Below are 20,808 nucleotides of genomic sequence, written 5' to 3'. Positions count from 1 at the left end.
TGCCTCCGATATTTATCCTACATGTTTTACTTCTTTTGAAAGAGTATGTTAATTAGTGTGCACCTATCAAACACCAGATAGTGGTTTTAAGTACGTTTGCAAAAGTCGCCTTTTTATACCGAAAAATATAATCTTTTTTTTTGCTTGATTTACATCCAAATTCAAAACAGACACTATCCCAAAAAAAGACATTATGTCACTTCTTGTTAAAATTAAAAAAGCTCCTCATCTGATAAAATAAAAACCAAATATGCATTTGTTGAACTGACAGCACGAGACACAAAACCTGATAACACTAAAAGGAAGACTTCGTGCAAAACGAAAGTCCCCTTAGAAAGGAAAGCACATTCCTCACCTTTGGAAACACATTACCTTTAAAGCCTAAAGTCTCACCGCCGCTGACTTTCTCAAAAACAACAAACCTAATACTGAGTTAATAAAAAAACACTACTTTAGTAGCTGTATGCACAACAGCATTTTGATATACTTCAAAAGGCATAAAAAGTAACTTTTTGAATATAAAAAACAAACAAAAAAAAGATTAAACAAAAGAAGTTTAACCAATAAAAATCAACACATTAAGTTTAATAAACTAAACAAAAACAAAACACAAGAACTAATTAATTTGCTATTATTTTTAGCAATAAAGAAATTCATCTTATTAATCAATTGCTACTAAATGAAAATCAAATCATTACTAACATTTATATTAACCATAAATTTCTATATACTCTATAGTCAGGTTTTCGATTACAGTCAAGCCCACTATAAGGTAAAATGGAAGCAAATCACGACGGACCAATTCCGGCTCATCTTCCCCAGCGAGTTTAGCCCCAGTGCACCGAAGCTAGCTAATAATATCAGCCAATATATACAAAACACTTCCTCCGATTTAGAAAGAAAATCACGATTCATCAATATCATAGTTCAACAAAATCACATACAACAAAACGGTTTTGTGCAGTTAGCCCCACGTAAATCAGAGATCTACTCCACCCCCTCGGCTATTGCTGACAACCAGGAATGGTTGCCCAATCTAGCGCTTCATGAATCAAGACACATCGCCCAATTTGACAATTTGACAGGTAAAATAAGAGCTCCTTTTGGCGAACAATTAGCCCTCGCTCTATTCGGTTTGAACCTTCCCGGCTGGTACTTTGAGGGGGACGCCGTCCTTCAGGAAACATTGTTTTCTAAAGGAGGAAGAGGCCGACTTACCTCCTGGCAAATGCCTATTCGAACAGATATTTTAACTGGACGAACTTATGATTTCAACAAATATGTTCATGGCTCTTTTAAAGATATAGTCCCCAGTTTCTATACAATTGGTTACTTTATGAATAGCGAACTTTATCAAAAAGACTCTTTGATCCATGGCAAAATATTAGCCGAAATGAACGGAAAATTACTCCGACCTTTTAACTTTCAACGCAGCTTGAAGAAGAATTACGGACTAAAATCCAATGCTATCTTTAAGCTAACAATGGCAAATTTAGCCAAGACATGGACTCCTGATTCAGTGCTTTTCGACACCGACATCCCAGAAAAAACTGACCGATATCCGACCAATTACCTGCTACCACAAACTAACGAACAAGCGACTTTTGCACTACAAGAAGGTCCGCAAAGAACAGCGAGAATCGTCCAAACAGATCAAAAAGCACCTCACAACAGCACCCCAGTCTTAACTTTGGGCCTCCAACTCATGCCCTATTTTCACTTACGAGACCAACTCATCACTTGGGACGAATACCGCAAAGATGCAAGATTTGAAAAACAAACCTACAATGTAGTCATGGTCTACGATATGGCCAGCAAAAAGAAAAAAACACTTAGCAAAAACAGCCGTTACTACACTCCGATCATCGCTCCAAATCAAAAAGAAATCATCTGTATAGAGGTAGATCTCGCCAATAGAACCTCCCTGGTATGGTTAGATATTGCCTCCTCCAAAAAGATTGACTCCCTCATTTTACCTGTAGGATTACATCTTCAACAACCCCAGTTCAACACCAACGGAACACATTTAATAGCTATAGCTGTTAGCGAAGAAGGCACTAATTTGATGCAGATAGATCTGCAGACAAAAAGCTTAACACCACTACTTGACTGGTCAAATGCACAAATAGAAAGACCCATTTTCGACCAAGATGCCATTATATTTAAAGCAAATTACGGTAATAAAGACGACCTATTCAGATGGAAAAAAGGAGAAATAACCAAACTAACAGACAGTCGTTTTGGAGCTTTCAACCCTTCCTTACATGCAGACACACTATGGTACAATGATTATACCCCAAAGGGATATCAGATACGAAGTATTGCTTTATCCCAACTTAAAGAACAATCTATTAAGCCTCACATGATAGAAGCACTCTATAGCAATCAAAGCCTAAACAGAGCACACAATACCCCAATAGACACCTCTATCAGAACAGAATACACAATTAAAGACTATAAAGCCTTCAAAAACAGTTTTAATTTCCACAGTCTAACACTTAGCGGAAATGACTTCGAGAGTTTTGACAACTTAAAACCGGGCATCTTCTGGATTTCCAACGACCTTCTCAACACCACAGACCTAAGGGTAGGATACGAATATGACAACGATATCCAAAAAAGCATCTATTCCGCGTCACTATCATATCAAAAGTATTTTCCAAAGATTACCTTATCCTACACCGACAAAGGTCAGATTGGATCCGCACAGACCAACAATTCAACAAGCATCCCCTTTGACTGGAGAGAACGTACCACCGCACTTGACATCAGCTTACCCTTCAGCAAATATCGGGGTAACACTATATATTCGTACGGATTCAATTTCGGGACATCCTATCTCAAGAGATATAACATAAGCTTAAGCAACTTAACGAACTTCAATGACGCAATCGCATTCCCGCTCAATTATCAAGTTTACTTCAATCGTAACTCACGTAGAGCGACAATGGATATCACTCCGAGATGGGGACAAAACATCAGTTTCACATTCCGCCATCTACCATTTGAAGATCAACTGACAGGAAGAGCCTGGTCATTACGCAGCAACTTCTACTTCCCTGGTTTAGCATTGAACCACAGCCTTCAGATACGGTACAGCATGCAGTCTACAACAGGCAGATACATCTATACCCGAGACATCCCCCCTATTGAAGGCTTTTCCTATATCCCTTACGAAACGGTAAAAAACACACTATTATTTGACTACAGATTTCCTATTAGCTACCCTGACTTATCTATAGGCCAAATCGCTTACATAAAACGTATACGGGCTCGTCTATCTGCCAATTACCAAAACATCCATAGGGCAAGCTTCGTCCCTAAGTCAAGCAGCGCAGGGATAGATATAGACTTCAACCTGTTTAAATACAACTTTCCTTTATTCACCGCTTCTGTAAAAGGCACTTATATCAACGATTCAAAAGCAACAAAAAAAGCATTTCCAACCTTCGGACTAAGCTATACATATTAACTACAAGAAGAATCATAAAAAAACAAAACAAACACCAAATCAGTTTGTTACCTAACTACACACATACAAAGGACCGAAAACACTTATGGCACTGATACCAAGGGAAACGGAGCTACAAGAAGGATTAACAGCAATTTTCGACCACCTTCTCCTTAAAAAGGAAGGCGTCAAGAAAGAACTTGTCCGTACAAGAAAAGATTTCAACAAAGCATGTGACCACCACATCAAAAATGGATTTCAATCCGAACAAGAGTGGGTAAATGCCAACATTTGCCACCAAAACAAATTCATAGAATATGAAATGTACTGCCACATAATAGACATACTCAATGACTTTAAAGATATATATGGACAATTCCCCGAATATATCGAAATGCACCGCACCTTAAATCAAATTATGATAAAGCTAGCGCAAGATGAAAAGTACGAACTGGCAGCCATAGCAAAGCTATGGGTAGACAAGATCGAATCCACAATCCAGGAGTACAGTTATTGTTAACAGCTATAATCTGCTCTCCTGTTTGAAATGAAGAAGGGAGAATATGATATAACATACAAAGATAATAGGCACTGCCATAACCTTAAGCAACAAGACCATTACCAAAGAAACCATCAGAAATAGGTATTTGAATTTATTCTCGGCCCAACCCAACGAACTTAATTTCATCGAGAACAACCGAAGTTCGGACACGAGCAACAAACTACAGATCAAGGTCAACACCAATAAAAAATACAGATTCCCAATCAACAAAGGATATGAACCCGCTAAAAAAGGCAGAGAAACAATCAAAAACGTATTCATAGGCGTATTTACTCCAATAAAATCGGATGTCTGCCGCTCATCGAGATTAAATTTGGCCAATCGCAAAGCAGAAAAAACCGTTATCAAAAAGCCAAGGTAAGGAACATAAGTATTATCTGTAGTCTGTTGTAATAAACTATACATTACAGCCCCTGGCAGGAAACCAAAACTCACCATATCCGCCAACGAATCCAACTCCTTACCTATTAATGATTTTACATGGAGCAAACGTGCTACCATACCGTCAAAGAAATCAAAAATACCGGACGCCAAAACACAATACAGCGCCAGCGTATATTCCCCCCTAAAAACACACAGAACACCAATACAACCACTAAAAAGATTCAAACAAGTTATGGTATTCGGAATATATTTTTTCATCGTATGAATTTACAATATGTACAAAAAAAGCCATCTAAAACTAGATGGCTTAAAAATATCAATTTAATACGGATTATCCATTCATACTCATCAAAAATTCTTCGTTTGAGCGTGTTCCTCTCAATTGTTGAAGTAAAAACTCCATCGCTTCAGTCGAATTCATATCTGAAAGATGATTTCTCAATACCCACAGACGCTGTAATGAATCTTTATCCATTAACAAGTCATCACGACGCGTACTCGAAGCAGTAAGATCGATAGCTGGGAACAAACGCTTGTTGGCAAGTTTACGATCCAGCTGAAGCTCCATATTACCTGTACCTTTGAATTCCTCAAAGATCACATCATCCATTTTAGAACCTGTATCCGTCAATGCTGTAGCCAAAATAGTTAATGATCCACCGTTTTCTATATTACGTGCCGCACCAAAGAAACGTTTAGGTTTATGTAGTGCATTTGCATCCACACCCCCAGACAAAATCTTACCAGAAGCAGGAGCTACTGTGTTATATGCACGTGCAAGACGTGTAATAGAATCTAACAAAATAACCACATCATGCCCACATTCTACCATACGTTTAGCTTTCTCTAGTACGATATTAGCAATCTTCACGTGTCTATCCGCCGGTTCATCAAAAGTAGACGAAACTACCTCGGCACGTACTGACCTAGCCATATCAGTCACCTCTTCAGGACGCTCATCAATCAACAGAATAATAAGGTACACTTCAGGATGATTTTTCGCGATTGCATTAGCTACCTCTTTCAACAAATTGGTTTTACCTGTCTTAGGCTGAGCCACGATCAATCCACGTTGTCCCTTACCGATAGGTGTAAACAAATCCATGATACGCGTTGAATAGTTATTTGTACCCAAATCTAGGTTTAACTTTTCATCAGGGAACAAAGGCGTTAAGAAATCAAACGGGACACGATCTCTCATTTCCGCAGGATTTTGGCCATTGATCGACTCAATCCTTACCAAAGGAAAGTATTTCTCACCTTCCTTAGGAGGGCGGATACTACCTCTTACATTATCTCCCGTCTTAAGTCCGAACAACTTAATCTGAGACTGAGACACATAAATATCATCTGGAGATGTCAAGTAATTATAATCCGAAGAACGTAAGAATCCATAACCATCTGGCATAATTTCCAACACACCTTCATTAACAATTACATTATCAAAATCCGTGTTTGTCGAAGATGAACTTTCCGCTTTCTTAGTTTCTACAGGACTTCCTTGCTCTTGCACTGCTTGTACAGGCTCACTAGCAACAGATTCTGAATTAAACAAATTTGGTGTAGCCTCATCCTCTGGTTTATCTCGACGCACAACAGGAGATGCTTCTGTTTTTACAGTCCGAGTACGACGACGGGGTTTATCTGCCGAATCTTCTTCCTCTTCCGATCCTCCAGCTACGGCCGGCACTTCAGCTATTGGCTGCTGAGCAATCTCAGCAATCCTATCAATTAATTCTTGTTTACGAAGTTTTTCAACCTCGACAATGCCTAACACCTTCGCTATCTCGCGCAATTCTGACACGAGTTTTGAATTCAATTCGTTAATATTCATTAATGTTGAATTATGATTGTACTTTTTGGATTTTTAATAGTTTGAAATTTAACCTTAATACTTAAAAAGCTTTCCTTTTTAAGTTACTATAATCAAAACGAAAAAAATATCACTTTCTTATTCTGAATCAGGATAAACTTGAGAATGCACAAAGAAAACCATAAGATTTGATATTTCAAAAAAAAAATAAAAAATCTATCCTAATACAAGTACTTATTGTCCATATAGATATCATTATGATTTAAACATATTTATTTTTTTCGTATGTTTAACTTCTGTAAGTACAACTTAAACCAAAAACACCACCATAGTAACAGGAATGAGATAAATTATAGATAAAAAAGCAATGTAACTGTGCCATAGGATGCACAAGCACTAATATTAGCAAAACAGTAGGTGCACATTTTAAAAACGTACCTCCTATGTTTACGTCATTCCATACGACAAAGAAAAAACAAACATTTAGAAATAATTATATAATATGAATAATAATAAGGAAACAAATTATTCTGCCCTATACACCTTAATTGTTGTATTTTTCTTTTGGGGCTTCATTGCTGCGGGGAACAGTATTTTCATTCCTTTCTGCAAAAACTATTTCCATCTAGATCAGTTTCAATCACAGCTTATTGACTTCGCATTTTACAGTGCGTATTATGTAGGTGCATTGCTACTTTTCATCTTCGGAACACTATCAGGCCGAGACATTGTTGGAAAATGGGGCTACAAAAGAAGTATAGTCTATGGGTTACTATTTTCAGCCTTAGGAGCCGCAGCAATGATTGTAGCGGTAGAAGTAAACCTGTATTTCGGTATGCTCATCGGTCTGTTTATTGTAGCCCTAGGTTTTTCCCTACAACAAACCGCAGCCAATCCATTTGCAGTACTATTAGGAGATCCTAAAACGGGGGCTTCTCGAGTCAATTTAGGAGGCGCTGTCAATTCTTTTGGAACTACCATAGGCCCATTGGTCATTGGATATGCACTCTTTGGTACATTTGAAACAATTTCTGATACCGAAATATCAAACTTGCCCCTAAACAAAGTCATCTACCTTTATATAGGAGTCGGTTTGTTATTTATCCTAGCAGCAGCGCTCTTCCACTTTTCCAAAAAGGTACCCGCAGGGATTAATAATGAACCCATGGAGTCTGCCAACAAAGCAAAGAATACCCTCATCACGATGACTGTACTCCTTGCATGTATGTTTATTCCAGTGTTCTTAAGCTACAAAAGCGATATCGCATTACAGATTGTAGGCCTACAAGAACAGATCAAATCTACCTCAGATAGCGGATTAATTCAGCAACTAAAAGATCAAATCAAAGAAATCGGGCACCCACTGGAACTAAAACGGATGGCACTTTTATTTGGCGCCTTTATAGTTGTTGTTGGATCATTATTATTCTCCTATAGTCGGGCTACCAAAGCAGCAGAGGGCTGGGGTGCTATGAAATACCCTCAACTCGTATTAGGGATGTTAGCTCTTTTCATCTATGTCGGTGTAGAAGTTGCAATCGGCAGTAATCTAGGGGAGCTATTAACCTTAGAAGAGTTTGGCAGTTTGCAATCATCTGAGATTACGCCCTACATCTCCATGTATTGGGGCGGGATGATGATTGGACGCTGGGCAGGGGCGGTTACCGCATTTAATTTTGCCAAAGCAACAAAACAGATTCTTGTCGCCACTATACCATTTGTAGCCTTTGGAATTATATTGGCTGTAAATTCTATAGCTGGGTTTGATATGTCTCATTTATTTTTCTTCGCTATCTGTATCATTGTACAGGTCATAGCATTCTTCATCAGCAAAGAAAAACCAGTACGCACATTAGTCATTTTTGGAACTCTAGGTGTCCTCTCTATGTTTATTGGACTCGTGTCTTCAGGCACAATTGCAATCTACGCTTTCCTTACCGGAGGTTTAGCCTGTTCCATTATGTGGGGATCTATTTTCTCCCTTTCTATTGTAGGAATCGGCAAATACACCGAACAAGGGTCTGCCTTCTTAGTAATGATGATTCTTGGCGGTGGTATCATCCCTCCTATACAAGGTAAGTTGGCAGATATCATTGGTATACACAACTCTTACATCATTCCACTGCTTGGTTTTATGTATATCATCGCTTTTGCTATCCTCGCCAAGCGATTCCTCAAGAAACAAAATATAGACATAGACCAAGTTGAAGGCTCCTCGAGTCATTAAGCATGAAAACTAATTGTACTTTTTACACTAAGTTTTAAATAAAAAAAACGCCTTCTACATTAGTTTGAGGGCGTTTTTTTTATTTATCAGCTTTTCCTTTCAAAATATTACGATAGTTTATCATGGATATTTGTTAATAAAAATGTATCTTCGAGGTGCATATAAACATTTGAATTACTGGACTAAAACAAACTAGAATGATCATTATTGCAGATGGAGGTTCAACCAAAACCAATTGGTGCCTATTAGACGATAATCAAAAAAAAATCTATTTTAATACTGAGGGTTATAATCCCTATTTCGTAGGAAGCGACTATATTGTAAATTCTCTAAAAAAGGGATTACCACAAGATCTTCCTTTAGACAAAATAAAAGAGGTCAACTACTACGGAGCAGGCGTACATAATCAAGAAAAAGCAAAGATTGTCGAAGAGGCTTTCCGCGTATTATTTCCAAATGCAAAAATTGAAATCGGCCATGACTTATTAGCTGCAGCTCGCGCACTATTAGGTAAGGAGGCAGGTTTTGCTGCGATATTAGGCACTGGAACCAACAGCTGTATCTATAACGGAGACGAGATAACACACAATATCAATTCAGCGGCATATATTCTAGGAGACGAAGGATCAGGATCATATATTGGCAAAAAACTATTAACCGACTTCGTCCGCGGTCTAATGCCTGAGGATGTCTCCAAAGTATTCTTCGACACCTATAAGCTTACACCAGACGAAATCATGGATAGCGTTTATACCAAACCGCTGGCAAACCGCTTCTGTGCTAGCTTTAGCAAATTCGTATACGACAACAACGTTAATATCGAATACACACGCAAAATTGTTGACGACTCGTTTGAAGCATTCTTTGCAAACCTAGTAAGTAAATATCCAGACTATCAAACCTATACATTCAACTGTATTGGCTCTGTAGGTTATAATTTCAGAAATGTATTAGAAGAAAAAGCAACCCAATACGGAATGAAAGTTGGAAAAATATTACGTTCGCCAATTGACGACCTCGTAAAGTTCCATATTGATAGATCAATGGGCAACTAAACGAACATTACATTAGCAACAAAAAAGAGGAACATTTTCAACGTGTTCCTCTTTTTTGTTTTATAAAGACAAGGTCTCTCCGACGTCCGGCAGATATAAGGTCGCCCCTTCGGCAGCGAACACTTTCTTAGCCTCTTCCTTATCAATAGCGATCGGCGGGAAAGTATCATAATGAATTCCTACGACTTGCTTACAATTGACAAGTTTAGAGGCTTTGACCGCATCATACATGTCCATGGTATAATGACCTCCAATAGGCAAAAAAGCCCAGTCCAATGCCAGATCTTCCAACAATTTCATCTCTAGCGTTAGAGCAGTATCTCCAGCAAAATAAATCTTTTTATCACCTATAAAGAAAATAAAGCCACATGGCATTCCCCCGTAAACTCCATCCGGAGTAGAATTTGTATGTAGCGCATACACCATCTTAACCTTACCGAAAGGAAGATGTAATGTACCTCCGAAATTAAATTCAATAACCCTATCTTCCGACACCCCTTCTCTTCTTACCCAAGCAGCGGTCTCAACAATTGCCGCAACAGTAGCGTCACTATTCTTCTGGATTTCTAACATATCCGCCACATGATCTTGATGACCATGGCTTAGAAAAATATACGAAGGCTGTAACAACTGCACATCAACTCCTTTGGCTAAAGGGTTGAACGAAACAAAAGGATCCAAAAGCACCTTGGTTCCATTAAAATCAAACTCTACACAAGACTGCCCTAGATATCGGGCACTTATATTATTGGCATTCATATAAAAATCCTCCGATTACTATTTGTTAAAAAGATTACCTAAGCCTCCTAATCCTCCAAACATATCCTGCGTTGCTGCCTGCATCTCCGTCTGACTTACATTTTCAGCCTGCGCCAAAGCCTTATTAAGAGCAACCAATAAAAGATCCTCTATTTGCTCCTTATCCCCCTCTGCAAATAATTCATCGCTAATGACAATCTCCTTTATCTCCTTATTTGCTGTCGCTACAACACGGACCTTCCCTCCTTCAGCCTCAGCAGAAACAGATATATTATCCAACCTAGACTTAATCTCCTGCGCCTTCTGTTGCGCTTGAAATAATTTATCAAACATAGTATTTTCTTTATATTAAATATTCATCGTTTCTTCTATAGGTAGCCTATTCTTTTAGAACTCACTTTAGACATACCACCTACACTTTTCTCCGACCAAAATACGAAATCAAGATTGTAGCTCAAAATAACGAACATAATTAGGTTTATACCCCGTCCCTGCTTAAATTTGCAACATGACAAAATACAAGGAGATAATAGCCACACTAAAACAGCAAGACGATGTACTGGCCGAACATTGGGAAGAGGAAATTGATACCATTATCCACAAATTAAAATTTCTCACACCCGATGCCATTCCTTCTGTCTGTATCGTAGATCAAAATAATTTTCAGGTTATCCATTCTGATGAACTTCAGGAAAAAGTAAAAATTGCCGGAGGCACTTTGGCCGAAAAGCTTCATTCTGATATCGCTATTTTCATTATACTCCAACGTGATGAAAGTTTATATAGCCTAATACCTACTTTTATCAATTCACAGGCCGACAGCAAAGCTGTAGCAAACAACAATATATATATTGTTCAAACAGATCACTTCAACGAAGGCGAAGCAACCTACCTACAGGATGTGGAGATCCTAGCAGAAATCATCCAGCCAAAATATTTTATTTTTGGAAGGAATGGTTCAGACTGGATCAAATTTGATCTGAGTTAATATCGTTCAACAAAAATGGCATCTTTAAAAAGATGCCATTTTTGTTTACTTTCATATTAATTTGAGAACTTCTTTCTCAACAGTATGTAAAACTTATCCACCGTCTGTGGTTTCTCTGCCCAACCGTTTTTCAACGCATAGTTAGATTGTAAGAAAGCATCTGCTTCGGCAAAATTGTTCAATCTATTTAACAGCTCCAATGCTTCACTATAAGCCAGGCTATATCCATTAAACAAATCTTTAATAAACAAGAGTTTATCATTCAAACTCACAGCCGATTTCAGATCCATCACCCGTTCCTGTGCATTGGATGTCTGAAATTGTTGAGTCATATTTACACCCGCAAGGCGTTGTTGGTGAATCAACTCATTTATCGTCAATGGTCTTGTCGATTCTTCCTCTATTACTGTCTCTACTTTAACCTCAACCTGCTCCACAACCAGTACTTTCTTTTCTTCAATAACTTCACGCACCACAGATTCCTCTTCCTTCTTTATAGGAGCCACAGGCTCTTCGAATCGTTGTTCCGCTTCGAATGAAGTTTTAGTTTCCGCTGCCGGAGCTTGATCTACAAAACTAGCTGGAGCTTCCGTCTGTACCGGTGCCACTGGAGCCGCAGGGATTTCTTCAAATATCGCCTGTGAATCTACTTCTTTCGTAATGACCGATTCTGGAGTAAATACAGGAGCTTGAGGTGCAGTTTCAAAGACAACATCATTTATGATCTCTACCTCTTCGAACTCCACAAAGTAACCCAGTGCTTTGATATGATTCGACAGATAATCAATATCCCCCTCTAAGAGAGTCAGTTCTACCGCATCGAGATCCTCATTAGACTTTAACAATTCATATTTAGAGTTAATATCAGAAAGAAGGTAATCTATCTTCGCAAACAATTGATCTTTAGACTTAGCCATGGGTATCGTATTTTTTTATAATGAACACTAGTATCCTACATCTTAGGTATACCAAAAATAAGATATAATTTCGATATTCGTGCTGTTGTAAGTACGGATTTGTGATATATTAACAGTTCCCAAAGCACTATTAATAAATAAAAATAATATGTTATTTTCCGAACAGTATTTCAATCGAAGAGATGGACAGATAGGAAGCATCGAGGTGATTTGCGGATCCATGTTTTCTGGAAAGACCGAAGAGCTTATCCGTAGAATGAAGCGGGCTCAATTCGCTAGGCTTCCCGTTGAAATATTTAAACCTTCCATCGACGTAAGGTATGCCGAAAAAGAAGTTGTATCACATGATAGCAATAGCATTCCATCGACACCAGTCAATCATTCTTCTGCAATACTACTTTTGAGCAGCGACACTAAAGTCGTAGGTATAGATGAGGCACAGTTTTTCGATGACGAACTGCCCAATGTCTGTGCACAGCTCGCCAACAAAGGGGTACGTGTTATCGTAGCAGGGCTGGATATGGATTTTCAAGGTAAACCATTTGGGCCTATCCCCGCACTGCTTGCCATTGCCGAACACATCACAAAGGTACATGCAGTGTGTGTACGATGCGGATCGCCGGCCAACTACTCCCACCGGATTACAGCACATGAAAACATCGTATTATTAGGCGAAAAAGAAAGCTATGAACCACTATGCAGGTATTGCTATCACACCGCAAATGATATTTAACACAAACTTAATTTTAAGTAACCTTAAATATGCAAGTAAGCCCCTACTTTTGTAGTGTACTTCATAAAGATGAGTTTCATCAAAATTTAGGTTAAAAATTGGTTAGTTAAAAACACTCTTGCCCATCAAGAGTGTTTTTTTTATAACTGTCCAGTCAACACCATATCCATCGGACTCACTTGCGACCGATAGCGGTGGATCAACTTACCATTTTCATCGACCAAAAACTTCTCAAAGTTCCATTTAATAGCTCCTGTAAAGTCAGGATTAGGCTGTTCGATCAAAAACTTAAACAAGGGGTCGATCTTATCGCCTTTAACTTCGACCTTTTCTGCCATGAGAAAACTTACCCCATAGTTTTCTTGACAAAACTCTTTGATCTCCTCATTGGCACCCGGTTCTTGATTACCAAAATTATTCGCAGGAAAACCTATGATGACCAAATTGTCCCCATATAGTGTATGCAACTCCTGCAGATCTTTGTACTGTTTAGTAAAACCACATTTTGATGCAGTGTTCACTATCAATATTTTTTTTCCTTTAAACTCCGAAAGCTCAATTTTCTTTCCATCTATAGACGTAAAAGAAAAATCATACACACTAGCTGGTGGTACAATCATATTAAGCACCATAATCAATGCGACTGTAAACATAATTAACGTTTTTTGTTTTATAATGACTTAATAATCAACACTACTTGACTCACGCTGTATGATAAAATGAAATATCTCTTCTATCGGCGAGCGCAATATTTTCCCCACTTCTACCCCATGGAGATTGCACACTGCTTGCAGATGCATATCAAACACATACGCGATACTGCCCACAAAATTGCACTTATACTCCCAAAAATTAGGATACGTCATGATATTTGTGCGTACAAACTCATCAAATCCATCTGTCAAAAGCTTATCCACGTAAGGATGCGCTCTATGTTCTGACATAAAGGGCATAAACGATGCCAGATAAGAATTAGGCCTATCCCGTTGATAGACATTCTTGATTACAATATCTTTAGTCACATGATACTTGGCTTCAAAGAGTTTTGCCAAATCCCGAGGCATAGTACCATAGAGAAAACTTGTTATCAGTCTTTTGCCAAACCAAGCCCCCGATCCCTCGTCCCCTAATACATATCCGTTACCATGTAGGCTAGTCTGTAGATCTTCTCCTTCGTAATAACTGATATCAGAACCTGTGCCTAATGTTGCCACCAGGCCCTTTGTCGACCCGCAGGTAGCATAAGCTGCTCCCAACAGATCCGACTCGACAGCAATAAACGCTTTCGGAAACAGCACAGTCAATGCATTAGAGACAATCTCTCTCCGATCAGGTGTGATACAGCCTGCACCAAAAAAATAAACCTCTCTTATTTCATCAATGTAAGGTATAATCTCAGGGACATCTTTCAATACCTTTTCTATTTCCTTTTCATTCACGAAAAAAGGATTCAAGCCTTGTGTCTTAAAAAACAAAGGCTTACTATCCGGCACATTCAACATCCAATCCGAACTAGACGAACCACTATCCGCAACTAAAATCATTCTTTCTTACTTTACAAACAACAATACTTTTGTATGTCAAACTTAGATAAAATGCTTTGCATTCACCAATTCCGAGATGAAAAATTACCGTCTCAAAGTACATTTTATATATCAGATATAATTTTGAACTCCCCCCCATTACCCCTACCTTTGAATCAGGTTGCCAAAATATGCACCCATAAATAAAAATGGTCATTAAAGAACACCTTATTTACATATGAACCCCTCTATTCATTTTACACTCTCATTCAGCGAACCACAGGCACATTATGTAGAAGTGGAAATGCACATCAAATCCTTTACTTCTTTAGACTACCTCGATTTAAAAATGCCCGTATGGGCACCAGGATCTTACCTGATTCGAGAATACCCAAAAAATGTAGAACGCTTTTCAGCCTCATCTACCGAAGGCAAAGAGCTTAAAACATATAAAACGAGTAAAAACACCTGGAGAGTAACTCATAATGGGGACGATATTATTGTCAAATATGCTGTTTATGCTTTTGAAAATTCAGTACGTACCAGTCATATCGACCACTCTCATGCCTTTCTCAGTCCAGTAGGTATTTTTATGTTCGTCAACGAGCATCTGCACCTTCCATGTGACATCTCTGTTCATATGCCCTCGCATTGGAATAAGATATCAACAGGTTTGGAACCAGGCAAAGACTTACATACCTATCATGCTGACAACTTCGACATCCTTTATGATAGTCCCTTAGAAATAGGGAATCAGGATACCTGGTCGTTTGAAGTAGACGGTGTACCGCATGAATTTGCAATGGTAGGGATAGCTGATTATGACCGTGAACAAATCTCCAGAGATGTATCAAAAATCATAGCAGAAGAAAATAGAATCTGGGGATCCAACCCAAATCAACACTATACCTTCATCACGCACAATTATCAGAGCGCACACGGAGGTCTCGAACACCTTAACTCCACCGTTCTCGCGGCTTCAAGATATACTTACAGCCAACCGAACACCTATAAAGGCTACCTGAGCCTTGTGGCCCATGAATACTTTCACCTCTGGAATGTAAAACGTCTGCGTCCAAAAGCCTTAGGTCCTTTTGACTATGAACAAGAGAACTATACCACCGGATTGTGGATCATGGAAGGTTTTACAGCGTATTATGACAATCTGATTGTACGTAGATGCGGCTTCTATGAAGAACGCGAATACCTACAGCAACTGGCCATAGACTTCAATACCGTCTATAACAGACCTGGCTACGAATTACAAAGTGCCGCCATGTCAAGCTTTGACACTTGGATCAAGCAATATAGACCTGACGAGAATTCCCACAACACCAGCATCTCTTATTATAACAAAGGAGCAATGCTTGCAGTAGCGTTAGACCTTAAAATCATAGCAGAGACACAAGGAGAACGCCGACTAGACGATGTCATTAAAGCTGCCTATGAGCAGTTTTACCTCATTGAAAATAGAGGCTTCGAAGAGGACGAATTCCGCCTCTTGGCAGAACAAGTCTCAGGCGTAGATTTACAAGAGATATTTCAGGCTGCACATAGCCTAGAAGAGTTAGATTACAACAAATACTTTAACGCAGTAGGTTATCGATTGATTGATCATAATGCCAATCAGCATACCCCTACATTAGGCATAAAAATCGTACATAGCGACAGCAAGACCATCATAAAACAAGTAGATCGCAACTCTGGTGCCTGGAAGGGAGGATTGAACGTGGAAGATGAGTTAATCGCTATCAATGGACATCGGATAGACCCACAGAATAAAGCCTTTGACTACATATTAGCGCAGGCAAAAGTTGGTGATACCGTAAGCATACTCATAGCCAGAGATGGACTAGTGCACACCTTAGAAATCCCAGTGCTTCTCTCCGATAAGAAAGCGTTTAGTATCGAAGTCATCCCAGATGCAGATACTAGAGCAACTGAGCTAGGTAAAATATGGTTGTCTCTATAGAGACAACCATATTTTTTTTTAAAACTTATACCGCACAGAAAACCCAAAGGGATCAATCAACCGGATACTAGACTCTTGTATAAAGTCAAAGTAAGGCTTCAAATCCAATGAAATGGATAGCGGCGTGGTCGGAATCCGGTATTCAACACCGATTACTCCGTCAATACTCAAAGCCACCTCAGAATCTTTAGGGTAATCTCTTCCATTCTGATAGTCACGGTAAGCCTTTTGTGTATAGCTACCTACACTTCCCCCAAAGCCATAGTACCACGAAAAATCATCATTAATCGGTTTATGGAATTGATACAAGCCCACAAGCCTAAAACGATTAGTTCTTGAGTTACTCTGTATACTCATGATTGCCTCCACAGCACGGTCCGGAGACAGCGTGTATCGATAATTAATACCCGTTGCAGAGCCAAAACGGGCTCCGATTGCATGTTGGCTATCCAATTGTGCAAAACTATCCTTACCTATAAAAAGCAAAACTGCTACAAATAGAAGATTACGTAAAGTTTGATTCATACTATATTCCAATAAATTTCAAAATTAACACATTTACATTGTAAAAAAAATCACGGTCTACAAACTCCCCTTCACACGCGTGGACAGTGTACAGGACAACAGGCCTTGTGGTTTAAGTTCCATAATCTATATAACGTATAAAAATAGAAATAGGTATGTCATTACTACCTTTTTAACCATTTTTGATTTCAATTCTTCAAGCCGATTCACTATATTTATAGAAGCCACAGTTTGGGGCTCTTATCCATTTGTAAACATCAAAAAAAGAATATCATGAGCAGTGCAACAAGATTATTCGATTACATAAAGAACGACCAGTATACCGCCGATCGCGAACTACTACTCGCCAAAAGAGAAGACAAAGGCTGGAAAAAATACAACAAAACGGAAATCATAGAACTGGTAGATAGCCTTAGCAAAGCAATGCTATCCAAAGGACTTCAAAAAGGAGACCGTGTTGCACTGATGTCAGGGAACCGACCGGAGTGGAATATCATCGACTTTGCCTGCAATCAAATCGGGGTAGCACTAGTCCCATTATACCCTACTCTCTCAGCACAGGACCTATCCTATATCATCAATGACTCCGACGTCAAACTCATCTTCATCAGTAACGCAGAACTCACAAAAAAAGTAAGTCTCGTTCTCCAAGAAAATCAGCTAGACATTAAAATATACACCTTCGATCCGGTCGATCAACATCTAAACTACAGCACATTGGTTGACGAGGGTAGAAAGTCTAGTATAGATTTAGCACCTTACAACGATGCCGTCACAACGGATGATCTTCTTACACTAATCTACACTTCGGGTACCACTGGAAAACCCAAAGGGGTATATTTAACCCATCATAACATCATTAGCAATGTGGAAGCCTGTACTCACCTATTGACAGACGATATTACCAAAGCCCTGAGCTTTCTTCCGCTATGTCATATTTTTGAGCGCATGGTAGTCTATCTGTACATATCAAATGGTGTACAGGTCTATTATGCTGAAAATTTAGACAATATTGTACAGGATATCAACGATGTTAAACCACAGCTTTTTGCTACGGTTCCACGTGTATTAGAAAAAGTTTACGATAAAGTTATCGAAAAAGGAAAAGCCTTGACCGGAATAAAGAAAGCATTGTTCTTTTGGGCCGTCAATCTTGGACACGAGTTTAAAGAACCTCATGCCAATTCCGCCTTCTACAACTTCAAACTCAGTATTGCCCGAAAACTAATTTTCTCCAAATGGCAGGAAGCCCTAGGTGGCAATATTAAATTCATTATATCCGGAGGGGCAGCCTTACAGGAGCGCCTAGCCCGTGTATTTTGGGCCGCAGGCATAAAAGTACTTGAGGGATACGGCCTTACAGAGACTTCACCCGTAATCGCTGTCAACTCCTGGGATCCCAAAGACGTCAAGTTTGGAACAGTAGGACGCGTACTCAAAAATTTAGATGTCAAAATAGCTTCAGACGGCGAAATCTTAGTAAAAGGGCCTTCTATTTCATCTGGGTACTACAAAAACGATGAAGCTACAAAAGAAGCCATCGACGAACAGCATTATTTTCACACGGGTGATATTGGCGAACTCACTCCAGATGGCTTTCTACGGATTACGGATAGAAAAAAGGAAATGTTTAAAACCGCTGGCGGTAAATACGTTGCTCCTCAAGTACTCGAAAACAAGCTTATGGAATCAACACTAATTGCACAGGTAATGGTCATCGGAGAAAACCAACGTTTCCCCTCGGCACTTATTGTGCCGGCCTTCGAAGAACTTGAAAAATATTGCAAATTCAAAGGAATTCCTTACGAATCCAAAGAGAAAGCTATCCAGACTCCACAAATTTTAGAAAAGTACCAGCAGGAAGTTAACAAAGCAAATGCTAACTTTGGCCACTGGGAACAGATCAAAAAATTTGTTTTACTTCCTACAGAATGGTCCATCGACAGCGGTGAACTCACACCGAAATTATCGTTGAAGAGGAAAGTCATCATGCAGAAGTTTGAAACAACGATTAAAGAAATCTATGCAGAATAAAAAAGGGCAAACAAAAAAAAAGAGTTCTATCATCCAAAAATTAAAAGGCTTTGGACAATTGTTACTTGATGCCGGAAATGGATTCATCGATGACAATTGTATGAAACTAAGTGCCTCACTTGCCTATTACACTGTCTTCTCCATAGGTCCATTACTGATTATTCTCGTCTGGGCATTAGGTTTTGTATATGGCAATCACCTTGAGGGGCCGGATGGGGCCCAAAACACGGTTATGTCCGAATTGACCGATCTATTAGGCCCCGACATATCCAAATTGCTAGAAAGCGCAGTACAGAAGATTTCCTTTGAAAACAAATCCAGTATCGGACTTGTCGTAGGTATATCCACTTTAATCGTTACAGCGACGACAATCTTTGTCGACATTCAAAACTCCATAAACACCATTTGGAAGATAAAGGTAAAACCCAAAAAAGGTTGGTTAAAACTAATCATAAATCGACTAATATCATTTTCTATGATACTAGGTCTTAGCTTTCTTTTAATGGCGTCCTTACTTATTAGTAGTGTTATAGGCATTCTCGCTCGACATATAGGCAATCTCCTCGGAGACTGGGACATCCAATTATTAGGCTGGATCAATTCCGGCATCACCTTTATCGTCATTGCAGTCCTTTTTGGTTTCATTTTCGCAGTTTTACCCGATGCCAAGATTCGTTTCCGGGACATCTTAGGAGGAGCAATCTTTACAACTATCCTATTTATGATCGGGAAGTATGGCATCTCGCTCTACTTATCTGTCAATGCGACCGCTACCGCTTATGGTGCAGCAGGCTCTATCATTATACTTTTAGCGTGGGTATACTATTCCGCAGCTATACTCTATTTTGGAGCCGAGTTTACGAAAGAATACGCCATCCGCTACGGAAAAGGCATAACCCCGGCCTCATTTGCCGTTCTCGTCAAACAGACAGAACTGGAGATCACCCCCAGCACAGCGAATAAACAATCACCTTCAAAAGACAATCCTCTTATTTAACTAGAACATGCAGGACAAAAGTGTTCAATACATGCTACTGGCAGGTTTCTTCTTCGCCATGATGAATGTATGTGTCAAATACGTTTCTCATCTCCCGACCTTAGAAGTCGTGTTATTCCGTTCCATCTTTAGCCTCTGCGTTACCTATTACCTATTGCGGAAAAACAACATTCCTCCTTTAGGCAACAACAAAGGCACACTGACCCTACGAGGCATAGCCGGCTGCCTAGGCCTTATTGGATCCTTCTACACCTTACAGCATATTCCATTAGCTTCTGCCGTAACCATCAATTATCTTTCACCATTCTTCACAGCGATATTGGGAATATTCATTGTCAAACAAAAAGTTCGAGCAATTCAATTTCTATATTTCGCCATTTCCATAACGGGAGTAATTCTTCTAAAAGGTTTTGATTTTAGGATAAGTACCTTAGACCTCATTATTGGTTTAGGAGCAGCCTTTTTCGCAGGAGTAGCTTACAACATGATTGCCAGAGCCAAAAATGACGAACATCCGCTAGTTATTATATTTTACTTCCCCCTACTGACGATACCTGTTGCCGTAGTGTACTGCCTTTATGATTGGACAACTCCTATTGGTATAGATTGGTTTTATCTCCTATTGATCGGCATATTCACACAGCTCGCGCAATACTATATGACCCTTTCCTATCAAACCGCTAATCTGGCCAAAGTGGCCAGCCTAAATTACCTAGGGGTAATATACGCTTTAGGCTTTGGTTACTTCATCTTTGACGAAAGTTTCAGTACCATGAGTTTCGTTGCCATCGGTATTATATTGTTAGGTGTATTACTTAATCTGTTTGACCAGAAAATCTTAACGAAAATTCGCTCTATTAGAGTTTAA

Annotated in this window: 18 protein-coding genes; 10 read left to right on the top strand and 8 right to left on the bottom strand. The window is 39.1% G+C overall.

The window, feature by feature from the left end:
* The first annotated feature begins 679 nt into the window (after positions 1 to 679).
* A complete protein-coding gene (locus CLV99_RS11555; RefSeq protein WP_133584673.1) occupies positions 680 to 3,472 on the top strand; it encodes a TolB-like translocation protein in 2,793 nt (930 codons plus the stop codon).
* Positions 3,473 to 3,557: 85 nt separating this feature from the next.
* On the top strand, positions 3,558 to 3,971 hold the full coding sequence (locus CLV99_RS11550) for a hypothetical protein (protein ID WP_133584672.1): 414 nt from the start codon (positions 3,558 to 3,560) through the stop codon (positions 3,969 to 3,971).
* A 3-nt stretch (positions 3,972 to 3,974) separates the two neighbouring features.
* Here CLV99_RS11550 and pssA read toward each other — a convergent pair whose 3' ends face one another.
* The gene (gene pssA, locus CLV99_RS11545; protein WP_133584671.1) at positions 3,975 to 4,655 is read right to left on the bottom strand and encodes a CDP-diacylglycerol--serine O-phosphatidyltransferase; all 681 of its coding nucleotides are present in this window, start codon (positions 4,653 to 4,655) and stop codon (positions 3,975 to 3,977) included.
* 73 nt (positions 4,656 to 4,728) lie between these two features.
* Positions 4,729 to 6,231, bottom strand: a complete 1,503-nt coding sequence (gene rho, locus CLV99_RS11540; protein WP_133584670.1) for a transcription termination factor Rho — start codon at positions 6,229 to 6,231, stop codon at positions 4,729 to 4,731.
* 481 nt (positions 6,232 to 6,712) lie between these two features.
* On the opposite strand from rho, the gene CLV99_RS11535 reads away from it, so the two are divergent.
* On the top strand, positions 6,713 to 8,437 hold the full coding sequence (locus CLV99_RS11535; protein WP_133584669.1) for an MFS transporter: 1,725 nt from the start codon (positions 6,713 to 6,715) through the stop codon (positions 8,435 to 8,437).
* A 197-nt stretch (positions 8,438 to 8,634) separates the two neighbouring features.
* On the top strand, positions 8,635 to 9,492 hold the full coding sequence (locus CLV99_RS11530) for an N-acetylglucosamine kinase (protein WP_133584668.1): 858 nt from the start codon (positions 8,635 to 8,637) through the stop codon (positions 9,490 to 9,492).
* A gap of 60 nt (positions 9,493 to 9,552) precedes the next feature.
* On the opposite strand, the gene CLV99_RS11525 is transcribed toward CLV99_RS11530, so the two are convergent.
* Positions 9,553 to 10,251 carry a metal-dependent hydrolase gene (locus tag CLV99_RS11525; RefSeq protein ID WP_246032746.1) on the bottom strand — a complete coding sequence of 233 codons (699 nt, stop codon included), beginning with the start codon at positions 10,249 to 10,251 and terminating at the stop codon, positions 9,553 to 9,555.
* Positions 10,252 to 10,269: 18 nt separating this feature from the next.
* Positions 10,270 to 10,584, bottom strand: coding sequence for a YbaB/EbfC family nucleoid-associated protein (locus tag CLV99_RS11520; RefSeq protein WP_133584667.1), 315 nt, complete (start codon positions 10,582 to 10,584; stop codon positions 10,270 to 10,272).
* 175 nt (positions 10,585 to 10,759) lie between these two features.
* On the opposite strand from CLV99_RS11520, the gene CLV99_RS23325 reads away from it, so the two are divergent.
* Positions 10,760 to 11,239, top strand: a complete 480-nt coding sequence (locus CLV99_RS23325) for a hypothetical protein (protein ID WP_211348528.1) — start codon at positions 10,760 to 10,762, stop codon at positions 11,237 to 11,239.
* 56 nt (positions 11,240 to 11,295) lie between these two features.
* Here CLV99_RS23325 and CLV99_RS11510 read toward each other — a convergent pair whose 3' ends face one another.
* The gene (locus tag CLV99_RS11510) at positions 11,296 to 12,156 is read right to left on the bottom strand and encodes a hypothetical protein (protein WP_133584666.1); all 861 of its coding nucleotides are present in this window, start codon (positions 12,154 to 12,156) and stop codon (positions 11,296 to 11,298) included.
* 148 nt (positions 12,157 to 12,304) lie between these two features.
* On the opposite strand from CLV99_RS11510, the gene CLV99_RS11505 reads away from it, so the two are divergent.
* Entirely contained in the window at positions 12,305 to 12,889 is a 585-nt protein-coding gene (locus CLV99_RS11505; RefSeq protein ID WP_133584665.1) for a thymidine kinase, read from the top strand.
* A 140-nt stretch (positions 12,890 to 13,029) separates the two neighbouring features.
* Here CLV99_RS11505 and CLV99_RS11500 read toward each other — a convergent pair whose 3' ends face one another.
* On the bottom strand, positions 13,030 to 13,542 hold the full coding sequence (locus tag CLV99_RS11500; protein ID WP_133584664.1) for a glutathione peroxidase: 513 nt from the start codon (positions 13,540 to 13,542) through the stop codon (positions 13,030 to 13,032).
* 27 nt (positions 13,543 to 13,569) lie between these two features.
* Positions 13,570 to 14,433, bottom strand: coding sequence for an N-acetylglucosamine kinase (locus CLV99_RS11495; protein WP_133584663.1), 864 nt, complete (start codon positions 14,431 to 14,433; stop codon positions 13,570 to 13,572).
* A gap of 217 nt (positions 14,434 to 14,650) precedes the next feature.
* On the opposite strand from CLV99_RS11495, the gene CLV99_RS11490 reads away from it, so the two are divergent.
* The gene (locus CLV99_RS11490; protein ID WP_133584662.1) at positions 14,651 to 16,384 is read left to right on the top strand and encodes a M61 family metallopeptidase; all 1,734 of its coding nucleotides are present in this window, start codon (positions 14,651 to 14,653) and stop codon (positions 16,382 to 16,384) included.
* Between the two features lie 18 nt (positions 16,385 to 16,402).
* On the opposite strand, the gene CLV99_RS11485 is transcribed toward CLV99_RS11490, so the two are convergent.
* Positions 16,403 to 16,909 (bottom strand): hypothetical protein, encoded by a 507-nt coding sequence (locus CLV99_RS11485; protein ID WP_133584661.1) that lies wholly within the window; start codon positions 16,907 to 16,909, stop codon positions 16,403 to 16,405.
* A 273-nt stretch (positions 16,910 to 17,182) separates the two neighbouring features.
* Here CLV99_RS11485 and CLV99_RS11480 point away from each other — a divergent pair, with 273 nt between their 5' ends.
* Genes CLV99_RS11480 through CLV99_RS11470 form a run of 3 tightly spaced genes read left to right on the top strand, consistent with a single transcriptional unit; the run spans position 17,183 to position 20,808 of the window.
* Positions 17,183 to 18,943, top strand: coding sequence for an AMP-dependent synthetase/ligase (locus CLV99_RS11480; protein WP_133584660.1), 1,761 nt, complete (start codon positions 17,183 to 17,185; stop codon positions 18,941 to 18,943).
* Entirely contained in the window at positions 18,933 to 19,940 is a 1,008-nt protein-coding gene (locus tag CLV99_RS11475; RefSeq protein ID WP_133584659.1) for a YihY/virulence factor BrkB family protein, read from the top strand. Before CLV99_RS11480 ends, CLV99_RS11475 begins: the two co-directional genes overlap by 11 nt.
* Positions 19,941 to 19,947: 7 nt before the next feature.
* Entirely contained in the window at positions 19,948 to 20,808 is an 861-nt protein-coding gene (locus tag CLV99_RS11470) for a DMT family transporter (RefSeq protein WP_211348527.1), read from the top strand.

The sequence above is a fragment of the Sphingobacterium yanglingense genome (assembly GCF_004363245.1).
Classification (GTDB): Bacteria; Bacteroidota; Bacteroidia; order Sphingobacteriales; family Sphingobacteriaceae; genus Sphingobacterium; species Sphingobacterium yanglingense.
The sequence above is the reverse complement of the archived record's forward strand: the minus strand, read 5'-3'. Positions and strand labels throughout refer to the sequence as shown.